Source organism: Evansella tamaricis, from assembly GCF_019042215.1.
In the GTDB taxonomy this organism is placed as follows: Bacteria; Bacillota; Bacilli; order Bacillales; family Salisediminibacteriaceae; genus Evansella; species Evansella tamaricis.
Window position 1 is genome coordinate 1 of the sequence record NZ_JAHQCS010000054.1, and the last position, 14,735, is coordinate 14,735.

General features: G+C 33.7%; 17 protein-coding genes. 5 read left to right on the forward strand and 12 right to left on the reverse strand.

What is annotated here, in order from left to right; all coding sequences use genetic code 11:
• Positions 1-243: 243 nt before the first annotated feature.
• Positions 244-720 carry a CarD family transcriptional regulator gene (locus tag KS419_RS03850; RefSeq protein ID WP_281419764.1) on the reverse strand — a complete coding sequence of 159 codons (477 nt, stop codon included), beginning with the start codon at positions 718-720 and terminating at the stop codon, positions 244-246.
• A 394-nt stretch (positions 721-1,114) separates the two neighbouring features.
• Here KS419_RS03850 and KS419_RS03855 point away from each other — a divergent pair, with 394 nt between their 5' ends.
• From KS419_RS03855 to KS419_RS03870, 4 genes are all read left to right on the forward strand, one after another.
• Positions 1,115-1,705, forward strand: coding sequence for a hypothetical protein (locus KS419_RS03855; protein ID WP_217064768.1), 591 nt, complete (start codon positions 1,115-1,117; stop codon positions 1,703-1,705).
• Positions 1,706-1,807: 102 nt separating this feature from the next.
• Positions 1,808-2,227, forward strand: coding sequence for a MarR family winged helix-turn-helix transcriptional regulator (locus KS419_RS03860; protein ID WP_217064769.1), 420 nt, complete (start codon positions 1,808-1,810; stop codon positions 2,225-2,227).
• Positions 2,228-2,245: 18 nt separating this feature from the next.
• The gene (locus KS419_RS03865) at positions 2,246-2,638 is read left to right on the forward strand and encodes a rhodanese-like domain-containing protein (protein ID WP_217064770.1); all 393 of its coding nucleotides are present in this window, start codon (positions 2,246-2,248) and stop codon (positions 2,636-2,638) included.
• 4 nt (positions 2,639-2,642) lie between these two features.
• A complete protein-coding gene (locus KS419_RS03870) occupies positions 2,643-2,954 on the forward strand; it encodes an EVE domain-containing protein (RefSeq protein ID WP_343215024.1) in 312 nt (103 codons plus the stop codon).
• A gap of 468 nt (positions 2,955-3,422) precedes the next feature.
• Here the strand turns inward: KS419_RS03870 and KS419_RS25130 are convergent, their stop codons facing one another.
• The 11 genes from KS419_RS25130 to KS419_RS03920 all read right to left on the reverse strand — a co-directional run bounded on the left by KS419_RS25130 (position 3,423) and on the right by KS419_RS03920 (position 13,976).
• The gene (locus KS419_RS25130; RefSeq protein ID WP_281419765.1) at positions 3,423-3,557 is read right to left on the reverse strand and encodes a hypothetical protein; all 135 of its coding nucleotides are present in this window, start codon (positions 3,555-3,557) and stop codon (positions 3,423-3,425) included.
• Positions 3,558-3,573: 16 nt separating this feature from the next.
• Positions 3,574-4,173 carry a DUF6338 family protein gene (locus KS419_RS03875; RefSeq protein ID WP_217064771.1) on the reverse strand — a complete coding sequence of 200 codons (600 nt, stop codon included), beginning with the start codon at positions 4,171-4,173 and terminating at the stop codon, positions 3,574-3,576.
• Between the two features lie 31 nt (positions 4,174-4,204).
• Entirely contained in the window at positions 4,205-5,173 is a 969-nt protein-coding gene (locus KS419_RS03880; RefSeq protein WP_217064772.1) for a caspase family protein, read from the reverse strand.
• A gap of 19 nt (positions 5,174-5,192) precedes the next feature.
• The gene (locus KS419_RS03885) at positions 5,193-5,576 is read right to left on the reverse strand and encodes a hypothetical protein (RefSeq protein ID WP_217064773.1); all 384 of its coding nucleotides are present in this window, start codon (positions 5,574-5,576) and stop codon (positions 5,193-5,195) included.
• Positions 5,577-5,939: 363 nt separating this feature from the next.
• Positions 5,940-6,665: a M48 family metallopeptidase gene (locus KS419_RS03890; RefSeq protein WP_217064774.1), complete on the reverse strand. Its 726-nt coding sequence runs from the start codon at positions 6,663-6,665 to the stop codon at positions 5,940-5,942.
• A 13-nt stretch (positions 6,666-6,678) separates the two neighbouring features.
• Positions 6,679-9,780, reverse strand: coding sequence for a type I restriction endonuclease subunit R (locus tag KS419_RS25440; protein WP_217064775.1), 3,102 nt, complete (start codon positions 9,778-9,780; stop codon positions 6,679-6,681).
• Positions 9,781-9,824: 44 nt separating this feature from the next.
• On the reverse strand, positions 9,825-10,199 hold the full coding sequence (locus KS419_RS03900; protein WP_217064803.1) for a restriction endonuclease subunit S: 375 nt from the start codon (positions 10,197-10,199) through the stop codon (positions 9,825-9,827).
• Positions 10,199-11,065 (reverse strand): restriction endonuclease subunit S, encoded by an 867-nt coding sequence (locus KS419_RS03905; protein ID WP_217064776.1) that lies wholly within the window; start codon positions 11,063-11,065, stop codon positions 10,199-10,201. Before KS419_RS03905 ends, KS419_RS03900 begins: the two co-directional genes overlap by 1 nt.
• A gap of 11 nt (positions 11,066-11,076) precedes the next feature.
• Positions 11,077-12,606 (reverse strand): type I restriction-modification system subunit M, encoded by a 1,530-nt coding sequence (locus KS419_RS03910; RefSeq protein ID WP_217064777.1) that lies wholly within the window; start codon positions 12,604-12,606, stop codon positions 11,077-11,079.
• The gene (locus KS419_RS03915) at positions 12,599-13,192 is read right to left on the reverse strand and encodes a restriction endonuclease subunit S domain-containing protein (RefSeq protein ID WP_217064778.1); all 594 of its coding nucleotides are present in this window, start codon (positions 13,190-13,192) and stop codon (positions 12,599-12,601) included. Before KS419_RS03915 ends, KS419_RS03910 begins: the two co-directional genes overlap by 8 nt.
• A gap of 493 nt (positions 13,193-13,685) precedes the next feature.
• The gene (locus KS419_RS03920; protein ID WP_217064779.1) at positions 13,686-13,976 is read right to left on the reverse strand and encodes a helix-turn-helix domain-containing protein; all 291 of its coding nucleotides are present in this window, start codon (positions 13,974-13,976) and stop codon (positions 13,686-13,688) included.
• A gap of 184 nt (positions 13,977-14,160) precedes the next feature.
• Here KS419_RS03920 and KS419_RS03925 point away from each other — a divergent pair, with 184 nt between their 5' ends.
• A complete protein-coding gene (locus KS419_RS03925) occupies positions 14,161-14,685 on the forward strand; it encodes a hypothetical protein (protein WP_217064780.1) in 525 nt (174 codons plus the stop codon).
• Positions 14,686-14,735 lie beyond the last annotated feature (50 nt).

Consider the following 14,735-nt stretch of genomic DNA (forward strand, 5'->3'; position numbering starts at 1 on the left):
AAAGATTGCGACGGCTACGCTCATTGCTTAGGGACTGTAAAAGTGGAAAAGCACCACTTTTTCAGTTCCCATGCGAGTAGGCGCTGGAGCTAGACTACCAAGGTGCCGAAACTAATACGCTTAACTTATAAAAAACGACCACCCTAAAAGTAGTCGTTTCTAGATGTTTACCTATTATTAGGATCTTTGTACTGCTTAGTAAAGTGATTATCTTTAAAAGATGTACTGCTTTATCTATTAACCTTAACAGAAACTTTTAATTTGATTTTCAGTAATCCCTTTAATTAACCTTAGTTCACTTATCAAAAATTCGTGTGCGTTATCAAACATTTTTTTCTCGCTTGAATTAAGTGCTTTCTCTTCCTTCATACGCTTTAAATCACGTACAACTTCAGCTCCTTCTTGTATTTCACCCGTTTTTATTTTGTCCGCGTTCACTTTATACCTTTGTTTCCACGGCAGTAATTTATCTGATTCTCCATGCTGAAAAATGTGTATGATGTGTTTTAATGCCATTATGTCCGTAACTGGGCGTATTCTCGAACTCAGTATTTTCCCCGTTGGAATCATCACTTGCATATTACTAATTAACATTTTTATAACATAATACTGTTGTTTTTCCCCTGAGATTTCCTTTTCTTCTATGGCTTTAATTACACCTGCTCCGTGCATTGGATAAACAATGTTATCGCCAATTTGAAACAAAAAATCCACCTCCATATATCGTAACCTTATATCAGCTTAACACATAAATCATTTTTTATCAAATTTTTAATAGTATCACAATTATACATTAACAGTCAACCTTTTTTTCTTGTGGAAGAGTCTTTTCATGTTACCAATAAGAGAAAGGTTGATTTATCAACATACCTTGGAAAATCTTTACTATATATTTTGGTTCAGATTTCCCATGAAATCTGCTAAATCGCCCCGTATTTTTTTCAATTTGTTTGATACTCTATAGTTTAAAATCTATTTCCAGCTAGAGGTGCACTAGGAAGAAGGACAAGCGTAACGTTTTACCTTGAGCAAGTTGTTCGTAGATTCAAGCTACTAATATTCAAATTTCAATAGTTGCTTAATCATAAATCTTGTATACAAACAGACCCTTTCTATGAAGTCATTGAATTGTTCTCTTTATAATAATATAAAAAAAACCTACTCGATGTTCGTTGGGGAAAACGAAAGTTTTGAAATCGGTAAATATTCAGAAGCGACCATCAAATTTTTGGAAGATTACCGAGTGAAAGTTATACCTAGAGAAAATGACATTATAATATATGTAATTTATCAGACAACTTTGACTGAATATAATGAGCCCGTAGAAAATACATGGTGGAGTTATATTGAATTAAAACAAGAGGATGGTCAATATAAAATTGCTCAATTAACTAACCAATACTTCAATTATGGGTTTTCTGTAGACTTTGATAGTGAAGTAATAGAAAGCTTTTCTACAGATGAAGGTAATCAACCTTTACATAACTCTTATTATGAGGGTGACAAGTTAATCATTGAAATAGATTTATCTCCATATGAATTAAACTTCGATATTGAGGCTTATAAAGTGTTCATTGATGAAGATACAAATCTCATTTCAATTCCATTCTACGCTTATTTACCTGGTGAATCTCCCGATAGGGACACCATTGGCAAAGCACTTAAATTTGAACTGGAATATCCAGATACGAAAGGTTATTCGTAAATCGTATTTAAGACCTTTATTAAAAACATGTATTACTTTTTGCAAAATAATCAGTTAAACTGATTATATAATTTACTGACTAATTAAAGAGGTGATTAACATTTGAATAAGTTAAGCCAGTCTTATGGATTTTTACTAGGTAAAGTTCTGCAACAAATGGAAGGTAAGTTTGCTGATACATTAAGTCCATTCAACATTGATGCCAGACAATATGGAGTACTTTTATTTGTCCAAGATAAACCCTACTCATCTCAAAAAATTATTGCTGATAGACTACAGATTGATAGGACCACTATGGTGACTCATGTTGATCATTTAGAAACATTAGGTTTTGTTGAGAGAACTAAAAATCCAAATGACCGGAGATCCTATAGCCTAATGATTACTGATAAAGGTAATAGTGTATTGGATTCATGTTGGGAGTTCTTAACGGATACAGAATCAGAAGTTTTATCCCCTTTAAACGAACAAGAAAAGCAATTACTTAAGGATATGCTTATAAAAGTTTGGAGTTCACTATAGAAATAAGGAGGTTATTTTATGAATACACTTGATTATTTTAATGCACGTCTACAAGCAACAATTAGTCCAATGGATTACTTAAAGTCCATTAAGATTAATCCTGAAAAATATTTCTTAATTGATGTAAGAAATGGACCAAATAATTTAAGGAATATTACAATTATAGGTGCTAAAGTTATGCCCGAACAAGAACTACAAAATCGCTTAAATGAGATACCAAAAGATAAAGAAATTATTGTTTATTGCTGGGATGTCTGGTGCAATACCGCTGCTAAAGTAGCAAAATTTTTGCTAGAAAGAGATTATACGGTTAAAGAGTTAACCGGTGGTATAGCAGCATGGAAAGAAATGAATTTTCCCGTTTCAGATTCAACGCAAAAGGATAACACACCAAATAATTGTGGGTGTTGAGACAATGCAAAAGAAAACAAGGTATTGGATTGGCGTTGCGTCTCGTGATCATGTAGTGAAGGGAGTAAATGGTGGATTTGCACAACTTTGTCATGGAAAAGAAACTCCTTTAAAAAAGATGAGTACTGGCGATTGGATCGTTTATTACTCTTCAAAGAAAAATATCACCGAAAATACTCCGTATCAAAAATTTACTGCTTTGGGAAAGGTTATCGGCGATACTGTCTTTCAGTATGATATGGGAAATGGTTTTATACCATTCCGAAGAAATATAGACTTTATTAAAATTGTACAGAAGCATCTATTCATCCGTTAATCTCCCAACTCTCTTTCATAAAAAATAAAGAGCGCTGGGGTTATCCATTCCGATTTGGCCATTTAGAAGTGTGTGAACAAGATTTTAAATTAATTGCAAAACAAATGCTTTAAAACAAAAACAAAGGAGATTAGAAAATTCTAATCTCCTTTTAACATGTTGAGATGTTCTTTATCTATAATCAATTCCACTCTCTGTTTTACCACTATTTATGGTACGGTTCACCGTGGTTATTTAAGAGGCAAAAAAAGCATTGGAAGGTCATTCCAATGCTTTTTCTTTATATATCTGTTATTGCAAACAAATTACCATTTTTTCATTTGAAATAGTATAAACCTAGGGGCAGTTTCTATATGTAATCAAGATGCTGATTTAGTAAGGTTTTAAAAGTGAAATACGAAAAAAGTCATTCATTTAAACTTGGGAGCACTCGCTAAAGCGAGTGCTCCCTTTACTTTAATTCAAATGTCATTTTTCTTTTATAGGTTTTACATTTGGGCTTGTTTTGGGCGGTGGTGGTGTAGCCTGCATTTTGTTGGGTTGATAACCACTGTTTATTTTTTTGGGCTGATAACCATAGTGTTGCTTTGATTTATCTGTCATAACATAGCTCATCCTTTCAATGAAATTCAATATATTTTATAGATTTTTCCGGAATCCAAATACCTTTATTTTCAGAAATCACATTCCATGCTTTTTCCTCATTTACATCAAATATATTCTCTAGAAAAATATCTTTACTATCCCTAATAGATGACGCAAACGAATCAGAACCCCAATATCCATGTACTATTCTTCCATCCTCCAGATAAACAGTTAGATACGTAGGTTCCTCTTTCTTAAACTGATAGTCCCAAGCAGTGGGTATAACGTGAGTTGTGTGAATTCCTATTTTCATGTAAAAGGTACGAATCCAACCTTTATTAGTAATTACGGAAATAATTAATCCAATAACTACAGAAACAAAAAACACAATCAATAAACTAACGTATAATATTACATTTTCATTAGATTTAATATAGGGAATTCCATATAACCAAAGTAATATTGGGAAGACTACAGAAAAATTCAAGGTACTAAAGAGTAAAAACCTTAGTAAAACACTTTCACCTTTAGCTTCTTGTTGCGGCACACAGAATCTATAGATGGAGTCAATAATGAACCCTGGCACTACAAAGATTAAAGTATAAAGGAGAATATCAAGATTTCCAATAGTCAATAGATAGCCACCCTTCCCTGTAGATCAAGTATTAGATTCGTCTATCTTTTACAAGTCTCCAATAATGATAACCCAAAGCAGAAAGTTTACAAGATTTGGAGTTCATTGCTGCAAAATACATATGTTCTTCTTCTACTGGAACAACCAATCCAACCCCTTCAAGTTTTTGAAGGTCTTTAAAAATAGTTACATTCCCTTCAATTGCATAAGGCTCAATTAAATGATGCTCTACATCAGGTGAATTAGTATCCTCAAATGATGGATCTAATTCAAACTCATCTTCTGGACTAGGAAAATACTTTACTAGGTTTCTAATAGTATTTATTGGAACCTGCGGATTCACTGTTCGTAATGATGTAAATCTGGTAATGTTAGTTTTAAAAACTGGTCTTTGATCCCATGGACCCAATGCCTGATCTATATAGGAATAAATACTACCTGGAGTGATATGTCCTCTTAAATCAGCAGATCCTCCTTTTAAAGCATCTAATAATAATGTTGTAAACACACCCTGACCATTTACTTCAAAGGAATACTCACTGTCTCTACTTGCTGTTAAAATGGTAACTCCTTCTGCTATTTGAGTGGCAGTAGCTCCATTTACTCTTGGAGATCCTAAAGCCCCTGAATGGCAGCAGTCCAAAATTATTATTTTATCTTTAGCCCCTGAATTGTTAGCCATAGTAAGTATCTCATCCATTGAAACACCTACATCACGTGGCTGCATATCAGGTGTAACAATATAACCACCCACATCATCAATAGAACCATGCCCCGAAAAATAAAACAATGCTGTATCACTTTCTCCTTGAAATAATTCATGAATTAATTCTTTCAACTCCGATTTACTATAAACATTTGTATATAACCTAACATCAAAGTTTGGAGAACCATCGCCATTATTTTCTATAATACTTGCAAATGATGTTGCATCATTAATACATCCTCCTAATGGTGCAGAAGGATAATCATTAATGCCAACAACTAATGCTTTTCTCATTTAATATTTCCCCTTCCTATTACAAGGTTTTTATCCAGTTTGCAATGTTATCCCACGACCAATTTACAATTCTTACACCTTCAAGTTCTTTTGGTAGACTGGCAGGTTTATCATCTTTATATCCCCATACTCCTCGTATAGGGATTCCTTCTTCCCTTGCACACTTCACTTCCCATAACTGACCATCAGCTTTTTTTGAATTCTTGGTAACTATAGCCAATACACCATCACAGCCCTTGATTCTAGTTCTACAATTTGTTTTCCATGCTGAATCCCAAGGCTTCTTTACTGACATATCAACAAATTCAAATGGGGAATTAGCATTTCTGGCTTGTCCTACCAAAAAATCTCTTAACTCCTTATCTTCCATGGCAAAGCTAATAAACACTCTTTTCTTAGACATTGAAAACCATCCCTTTCTTTTATTGAATTAATATTAAAAAAGGAAATCCTATACAATATAGAACTTCCTTTTGTTGTCTTATCCTGTTGTGTTCTTTACCAAGTAGTTCCAATTTTCTTCTTTTAGTAAAATAACTCTTAAATTTAGAAACTGCAATATATCCTTTTATTTCATAGAATTGGCACTACAATTCCAGTACCTCTATTTGTTAAATCTAGTATATGACATTTCGGCTGCGATTACAAGTAAAATATCTAAAAAAAAATAAGCATTGTAGATAACCAATGCTCTTAACCATTATCAGTAGCCTCCATACCATATAAGGAACTAAACTCTGATACTCCTAATACTTTGTAGTTGTTTTTATAAATCCTTTACGACTTCTTCATCCAATAACGCTTTTCTCTTCTCCCAATCAGGCATAAGCGAATACAACATCTTGTAAAAACTCTCACTATGGTCATTATGCTTAAAGTGAATTAACTCATGTACAATAACATAGTCAATACAGTGTCTAGGAGCCTTTATTAGCTCAGTGTTTAAAAGAATTGTATTTGTATCTAGTAATGCTGTTCCCCATCGTGCCTTCATTGTTCTTATATCAATTGAGGGCTTTTCAACACCATACTTCTGCAATAAAGGATAATGTTTAACCAAAGAGTTCTGGAACGTTCTAAATGCTTTCTCACGATACCATTCTTCCATTAGCTTTGCTTTACGCTTGTAGTTATCAGGGTCTCTTGCGTAAAGATAAATAAATCCACGGAAATACTTAACTAATTCCTTTTCGTCCGTTTCTTGAACACGAAGGCGGTATTGTTTACCTAAATACCTAAATGCCTCTCCGCTAACATATTCTCTCTTACTTTGATTAAAAGGTTGCACAGTCTCAAACTTCTTTACATGCTTAGAAATCCATGAGCTTTTCCCTTTTACAAAGTCATAAATAAAGTTTAATGGTACTTGTTCATGAGCAGTAACTTCTACCGTCATATCTGGTTTAATGTTCAGATTAACATTCTTTACATTTTTTCTTTCAACGCTAAATTCAATTGTTTGGTTTCCGTTCTGTATACAATGTTTTTCCATGTTGTTCACAACCTCAATAACGTCTTAGGGCAACGGTTTTAATCTGTTCTATAATCTTATCAATGGTGTCAAAATCAAGTTCCACATTTTTTACTGTTGAAAAATCATAAAGCATATCATCAAGTTCTTGAGCAATTCGATTATGGATTTCGATATTATCGTGCCAGTCTACCTTGGCGTAATCTTGAATAATCTTATCTATCCGAAGTGCTAAATCACCAAGTACTTCATAAGTTGCCTCTGGATCTTTTACTTCACTACTCATAATATCCTTTGTTACACCATAAAAGGCTTGTGCATTTCGGTTCTCTTTAATGATTTCTGGATAACTTTCACTTGATTCACCATTACGATAGTCCTTCATAATTTCTTTCATTTTGTTTAGGTACTCTGCCTCAGAAATTCGCTTCTCTTTGTACTCTTGAATAACTTCTTTGATGCGTTCAGAGAACTTTTTATAGTAAGCAGGATTTTCATCCCATTTTGCATGAACACTTTTTGTTAAACGTGTACGAATAGCATCAGCCTTTGCTCGTTTGGTTTCTAAACGCTCCAATTCTTCCTCAAATGCTTTTTCATTCAAAATATCAACAGGGTTCGTGATACGGATGACTTCTTCTGCTGAAATATAGTTATCCATTAGTTTCTGCATTTTTGATTCATATTCTTTATGGTCAATAGTATCAGAATACCTTAGTTTCACACTATTCCTCAGTTCCTGGAAAAACTTCAAGTCCTTCTTGTACTTTTGAAGTTCCTCTGGTGGCAAAGCATTGTATATCTTCTCCGATTCTAATGCAATTCCTAGGTGTTTACCGAATTTACTTAATGCATCATAAAAACCTTCTCTTCGTTCCTCATCTTCTAACCAAACCTCATACTCTTCCATATCTTGCTTATTCTTTATTGGAGCGAATATTTGTAATAGGTCAGAGTGATACTGTCTTAATGAGCCTATAATACTTATAACATCATGGATTGCCCCATCTAAATCATTTGGATCAAAGTTCTCTAAACCAGCTCCTGAATACATCTGCATGGCTTGGTCAAGTTTGTCTAAAAGACCTCTATAATCAATAATAAGACCATAGTCTTTGCCCTCATATAGACGATTCACCCTTGCTATAGCCTGAAGAAGTGTGTGTTCTTTCATTCGTTTATCAACATAAAGCACTGTTGCTCTAGGTGCATCAAAACCAGTAAGCAGCTTATCAACCACAATTAACAAGTCTATTTCATCACCATTTATAAAGTCATCTTTGATTGCATCTTCATATTCATCAGTTGTTCCATAACGATCCATCATCCGCTTCCAGAAACGTTGTACCTTATCCTTCGACTCTACATCCACTGCTTCATGACCTTCACGTTGATCTGGAGGAGAAATAACAACGGCACAATTCAAATCACCAAGTTCGTCAAAAGACTCAAGATAACGAATTGCTTCAATCTTACTATTTGTTGCTAACATAGCCTTGAAGTAACTATCTTTTGTTTTATAGTTTTTCAAGAAATGTTCATTTATATCAAAAGCAATCATACTTATGCGTTGATTAGATGATGCAATTCTTTCAAATAGACTCCATTTTTTCATTACGTCCTGTTTCTGGTCATCATTAAGATTTCTAGTGATCATCTCTAATCTATTATCAATTGCCTTTTGATTAACTGTCTGATCCACCATTTTCCCTTCATACAGTAAGGGTACTATGGCTTTATCTCGTACTCCATCAGCAATAGTATAAGTATGAATGAGCTTCCCAAACTTTATCATTGTGTTCTTCTCTTTTTTCATCAGAGGAGTTCCTGTAAAGCCTAAATAACAAGCATTAGGAAATACCTTTTTCATTTTTATGTGCAATTCGCCATATTGAGTTCTATGAGATTCATCCACCAATACAAAAATGTCTTTAGATTCCACTGTTTTATATTTAGAGGCTGTATCGAACTTATGAACTAATGATGTCACAATATCAGCATTGTTGTCATTAATTAAGTCAACTAAGTGGCTTCCAGAGGTTGCTCTACTAGCTTTTAGTCTTGAATGACGAAATGTCTTATGAATCTGTTTATCCAATTCCACTCGGTCTGTAACAACGGCTACTTTCGAGTTAAATTGAACAAATTTAGTTAAGATATATCTTGCTAACATTACCATCGTAAGAGATTTACCAGAACCTTGTGTATGCCATATAACACCAGACTGCCTATTACCATTCTCATCTCTTTGTTGTATCGTTTTAATAATTTCTTTTATCGCAAAGTATTGTTGAAAACGAGCTACTTTTTTTACATCTTTATCAAACAATGTAAAATACCTCGTTAACTCCAACAACCGCTCTGGATGAAACAAAGAAATGATATTCTTATCCTGCAAAGTTGGGATTCTTCCCTCAACAGCCCGTTCTATCCATTTTTTCAACCAGTCTTCTTTTTCTTCTTTCCATACAGACCAAAACTTTTTCGGTGTATTACATGTCGCATACTTTGTTTCATTTTTGTTTGTGGACATAACCAATTGAACGAACTTAAACAATTGTGGTGCGTAATCTTTTCCTTGATTTCGAATCATTTGGCTAATCGCTTGTTCCATTGATATGGATGCTTTTTTACACTCTATAACAACAAAGGGTATTCCATTTACAAACAGCACAATATCGGGTCGAACAGTGCCCCGTCCGTCCATTCGCTCCACACTAAATTCCTCAACTATATGAAACTCATTGTTTTCAAAGTTCTCCCAATCAATGAACTGTATTGTAAAAGACTTTTTTGAACCATCAGGTAAGAACTCAATATAAGATCTACCATTTAAGATTGTTTCATAAATAACTTCATTGGCTTTTACAAGACCATTTGTTAATGGCTCATCCAAATCTCGAATGGCTTGTTGAATATTTGAACTCTCGAACTTAAATGTTTGTCCTTTATATTCATAGGAATTCAATTTTATTAGCTTTTCTTCTAGAACATCAATAAGTATTACATTAAACAAATTCCGACGCATAAGTTCCGCTTTATCTGTTGCAAGGTGTTTATAACCTATCTTTTTTAGGACTTCAATTGCAGGAACTTGGCTAATATTAAGCTCATCATAACTTTTTTCCCTTGACACTATTTACACCTCCATTCATTAATTATGTTGTTAGAGTAATGGCACTATGCTTTCACTCTAACTTTTCCTGTTAAAAGTAATTGCATTAGACCTTTTTTTTGTTGTCTAAGTGCTCTAGTTTCTTCTTCTAATAATTCTATTGCATTATCCATATTACCAATAATAGAACTAATTGCTACTTGTTCGTTTATATCCTGTGGGATAAAAACTTTTGTATTTTCTACATCTCTTTTTGATATTTCTAAAAATGTACTACCACTAGCAAGTTTTTTGAAATAGGGAATATAAATCGACAAGAGGTAGTGAAAGAATTCGTAATCTAAATGTTCTTTCTTGCAAATAAAAGATTTAAACCCTTGATTTGTGGCCATTTCTACCTTATTAATGCAACGTGGGCCGATTGTCGCACGACTGCACATTAGAATACTATTTTTAGGAAGAAGATTTGCTGAACTTTTTTTAGTCCTTTATCTGTTATTGATTTTTTTGTATTCTGAATATATTTTCCTGAAGATGTAATATCAGAAGGTGTACACCAAGGAATATTTCCACCCCAGTTTTTTCCATCATTGGTCGATGGAGTGCCACCACTCACAACATTACATACTTCCTTTATTTTAAAATAGTTCCATTCTTTTTTAAAACCAGGTAGCCTTAAATCCCCTGTCAACAACTTCTGCATTAACCCTTTTTTTTGCTCTTTTTTCTCCTCGATTAGCCTTTCTTTTAGATCAATTGCTTTTTCCCATGTTGAAATTATTTTTGCAATCCTTACTTGCTCATTAACATCAGGGATACACACTTTTCTCCTTAACCAATCCTCAAGTTTAAATAACAACTTTTCAATATGAACTCCATCACTCGATAGGTAGAAGTTTCTTTGCATAAATGGAAGTTGAACATACCAATTGAAAAATTCCAAATCTAATTCTTCTTTATTCCTTAACACGTTATATTCATTTGAGACAATTGATCCATGCAAACCTTCAGGTACAATCGCACATGCTCCATGAGAAATTTGTCGTTTAGAAATAACAAAATCCCCTGATTGAATAAAAAATTGACTCTTTACTTCAATTTGATCTCCTCGAAGCATTCCTCTGTCAACCATTCCCCCGAATCTCCGCTTTACTGTAACCAAATTATAAACATGCTGTTCTTCCATTTTGAGCGGTCTTTTTACAAGTTTTAAAATATCATTTAATATGTATATAGACCAATCATTTGGAAAGACAGTTTTACCAATTTTATTTTCATTTTTGAATGAAATCCCATTTACACTCATTTGCATTCCACCTACAACCCAAGCTCTTTTAAATACTTATCCATCTTTTCTTCCACTTCTTCCAGCTCTTGTTTTATGTTCATAATATTATTCTTTACAGCATTCATATCCACTGGTTCTTCTTCTTCAAATGTGTCCACATAGCGAGGGATATTTAAGTTGTAACCATTTTCTTTAATCTCATCAATTGCTGCTACATTAGAATATTTAACGATTGTTTCCCATTTCTCAAAAGTATTAACAATCTTTTCTATGTCTTGTCCTTTTAACTTGTTCTGATTTTTTCCTTTTTCATAGTTTCCTTCACCAGCAGCATCAATGAATAATACATCCTTACGTTTGCGGTCCTTTTTGAACACCATAATACATGCGGGAATACCTGTCCCGAAGAATAAACTTTCTGGTAATCCTATTACTGCATCTAAAAGGTTCATATCTATAATTTGCTTCCGTATTTTACCTTCACTCGATCCACGGAATAATACTCCATGTGGAAGAATAGTAGCCATACGCCCATTTTCCGCTAAAGAATAAAGCATATGTTGAACAAAGGCATAATCACCTTTGGAACTAGGTGGTACACCCCATTCGAATCTTCTATGTGGGTCTAAACTTGCATCCATTTTAAATTTCTTATCATTTGATCCTTCTCCTGCAAAACCCATTGCCCACTTGTCTAACGAAAATGGGGGATTTGCGACGATTGCTTGGAACTTCATTAACTTTCCATCTTCTAAATGTAGTGGGTTTGCTAGGGTGTCTCCCCATTCAATTTTCGCATCATCAATACCATGTAAGTACATATTCATCAAAGCTAATGAATGTGTTGCACCGTTACGTTCCTGACCATATATCGCAACTTTGCCATTTGAAACTTGTTTAGCAACTTTTATTAACAACGAACCTGAACCACATGTAGGGTCATATATACGATCATTCTCTTGTGGTTTAACTAATCTTGCCAATACTTCAGATACTTCCGCAGGTGTGTAAAATTCTCCACCTTTTTTACCTGCATCAGAAGCAAATAGCCCAATCATATACTGATAGGCATTTCCTACAATATCTTCGTTACCTAACTGTGATGGTTTTAAAGATAGTTGGTTAAAATCCTCTAGCAAAGACCGTAACATAGCATTTCTCTCTTTTGCTCTTCCAAGAATTGCTTCACTATTAAAGTCAATGTTACGGAATACCCCACGGAGTTTACCAGTATTTTCATTTTCTATTCGTTCTAATGCTTTATTGATGATTTCTCCAATTTCTGGATCAGTACGCTTATTATATAAGTAATCAAATGTTGAATATTCGTCCAACACAAAACGTTCTCTCGATAAAGCACGTTTAATACGTTCTTGATTACCATTGTATCGTTTTGTGTATTCTTCCACGTTCTCTTTATAAGAGTCACTTAAATACTTTATGAAAAGCGTTGTTAAGATGTAGTCTTTATAGGTGCTGGAATCAATTTTTCCTCTAAATGTGTCTGCCGCTTGCCATAGTACTGAATTAATTTGTTGTTGTGTTACTTTTTCAACCATGGTTATCCTCCGATTTATGTTGTATTTGTTTTAATAATCCTGCAAACCACTTCTCTTTTTCTTCTATCAAAGTTCTATAAAGCTCTTTTTCTCTAAGATGGAGCTTATAAATATCAATTAGTACCTTTTGTTTTTCTATTGACGTTTCAGAAATAGGAATGGTTTTTATGATATTTTGATTGGTACTTGGTATACGACTACCTGACTGGAAGCGTTCAAATTCCTTCTTTACATCTTTTGAATTTAGGTACCATGCTAAAAACTCAGGTAGTATTCTCCTTTTATCTACTTTTATGATTGCAAAATATGACGGAATTAACAGCCCACTAGATGCTTCATCAATATAGACTGCTGTATTTGGATAACTTAAACGAATTAAGACATCCCCAATTTGTGTAAAGTAATGATCACCCAACAAACCTTTACTATTATATTTATCATAGATTGTTGATTCAATTGTGCCATCATCTGATATATTTTTTAGAGTAAGGAGATTGTATGTAGCTTTTGTTTCGTGTTCAAACTCTGCCTTTTTTCTACTTAGTACTAACCCCGTCTTTACTATAGCTATATCACCTAGTTGCATTAGGCACCTCCTTTAAAGTGTTAAATACCCAATTTGACATTTGTTAAATCCAGTATATAACCTATTTATTATGTAGTCAAATCCAAGTTTCGTGCAATCTTTGTACTATATACACGTACAGCAATATGTTTAAATGAACAAGTAAGTTTGATCAAAACTATCTCCTTTATTAATAAGTCCTTGTTTGCTTAACCAGGCTGTACTTTATTTGAACAATAGGCCATTTAATCTAAAGTACTTGTTCATTCTTGCAAGTGTAAGTATATTTCCATTTTGATATAAAATTACTCGAACAGTTTTTACTTATAGTTCTATTTATTTCCCCATATAAAGAGCACTTATGTTACTCAATAGTATTCTAGTGTTCTCTACTATCCTTTCTTGTACCTAATTAGATTTTCATTATTATGAACAAACGTGTAATAATCTAAAACTAATTCAATTGATAAAAAAGCTACTTAGAGAGTCGGTATCCCTCCAAAGTAGCTTTGATTTAATGATCTGATTGGTTTAGTAGTGCATCCTTTGATAGACTTCTCTCCAGAAATAGCAAGACATCTTTTGGATCCCAGCACATCCCTAACATTAAAATCCTAACTTTTACATCCATATCTGGATTTCTCCTTTGATTTTCGATTCTCCAGAGGTAACTAGGGCTGCATGATACTAGGTCGGCCATATCCTGCAAGGTTAACCCATTCTTTAAACGAAAATCTTGTACTACCTTCCCGAAATCATCTATTGCTAAATCTACTTTTTCTAAATTCCTATCTACTTCCTTCATTCTATTATCCTCCTTTTGAAATAACTGGCATATTGCTCAGTATCTGTTGTTTTTTTATCTCCTTATACTAAGCACCAACCTTCACTACTAAAACTTAATAGAACAATTATTTTCTATTTAAAGTTGAATATTTATCATTTAGAAATCTAGTATAAAGAGAACAAACAACTAAGGGGGAATGATGATGGATACACAAAAGTTTTTGAATTTGTCCATACTTGATAAGGTCGAGGTTGTGAACAAAATGCTTGAAGAAGAAACAGAAAACCATTTGAAAAATTGTGCTACCAAGTTAGGTTTGTCCCCATCCACTTTTTCCAAAGTAATGCGGGACAATTCTAGCTACCAGTACAACCAAACAGGGAAACGGTATGATCGGTTGTTGACTTTAGATGAGTACAAACAATACTTACAGTCAGGTTCAAATACAGACAAAACACAGGAATCTTTACTGTTCATCTCAAAACATATAGATGAACTGAAGCAACTGTTGCAAGCACATTCAAATCAATTGATCTTGAACCCGAAAGTCTATGATCCAAATAACAAAACGATAACAAAGACGGTACAAGTTAATGCTGACATATATGAGGAGTTCACAAACTTATGGACAACTCATTACCCACATCTCAGACTCCGAGATATTGTCAGTCAGAGTCTCTTGGATTTCACTACTACCTACCATAAGGATAAGGCCCCTTCTGTATAATTCAGGGGGCTTATTTATTTTCCCTTTCCCAATTACATTTGGCAACTTCC

Coding starts and splice junctions, on each gene's coding strand:
- KS419_RS03915 (WP_217064778.1), bottom strand. CDS start 13,192: ATGCAACTAGGTGATATAGCTATAGTAAAGACGGGGTTAGTACTAAGT.
- KS419_RS25130 (WP_281419765.1), bottom strand. CDS start 3,557: ATGACAGATAAATCAAAGCAACACTATGGTTATCAGCCCAAAAAAATA.
- KS419_RS03905 (WP_217064776.1), bottom strand. CDS start 11,065: ATGAGTGTAAATGGGATTTCATTCAAAAATGAAAATAAAATTGGTAAA.
- KS419_RS03865 (WP_217064770.1), top strand. CDS start 2,246: ATGAATACACTTGATTATTTTAATGCACGTCTACAAGCAACAATTAGT.
- KS419_RS03855 (WP_217064768.1), top strand. CDS start 1,115: ATGAAGTCATTGAATTGTTCTCTTTATAATAATATAAAAAAAACCTAC.
- KS419_RS03880 (WP_217064772.1), bottom strand. CDS start 5,173: ATGAGAAAAGCATTAGTTGTTGGCATTAATGATTATCCTTCTGCACCA.
- KS419_RS03890 (WP_217064774.1), bottom strand. CDS start 6,665: ATGGAAAAACATTGTATACAGAACGGAAACCAAACAATTGAATTTAGC.
- KS419_RS03910 (WP_217064777.1), bottom strand. CDS start 12,606: ATGGTTGAAAAAGTAACACAACAACAAATTAATTCAGTACTATGGCAA.
- KS419_RS03920 (WP_217064779.1), bottom strand. CDS start 13,976: ATGAAGGAAGTAGATAGGAATTTAGAAAAAGTAGATTTAGCAATAGAT.
- KS419_RS03900 (WP_217064803.1), bottom strand. CDS start 10,199: ATGTGCAGTCGTGCGACAATCGGCCCACGTTGCATTAATAAGGTAGAA.
- KS419_RS03925 (WP_217064780.1), top strand. CDS start 14,161: ATGGATACACAAAAGTTTTTGAATTTGTCCATACTTGATAAGGTCGAG.
- KS419_RS03885 (WP_217064773.1), bottom strand. CDS start 5,576: ATGTCTAAGAAAAGAGTGTTTATTAGCTTTGCCATGGAAGATAAGGAG.
- KS419_RS03870 (WP_343215024.1), top strand. CDS start 2,643: ATGCAAAAGAAAACAAGGTATTGGATTGGCGTTGCGTCTCGTGATCAT.
- KS419_RS03850 (WP_281419764.1), bottom strand. CDS start 720: ATGGAGGTGGATTTTTTGTTTCAAATTGGCGATAACATTGTTTATCCA.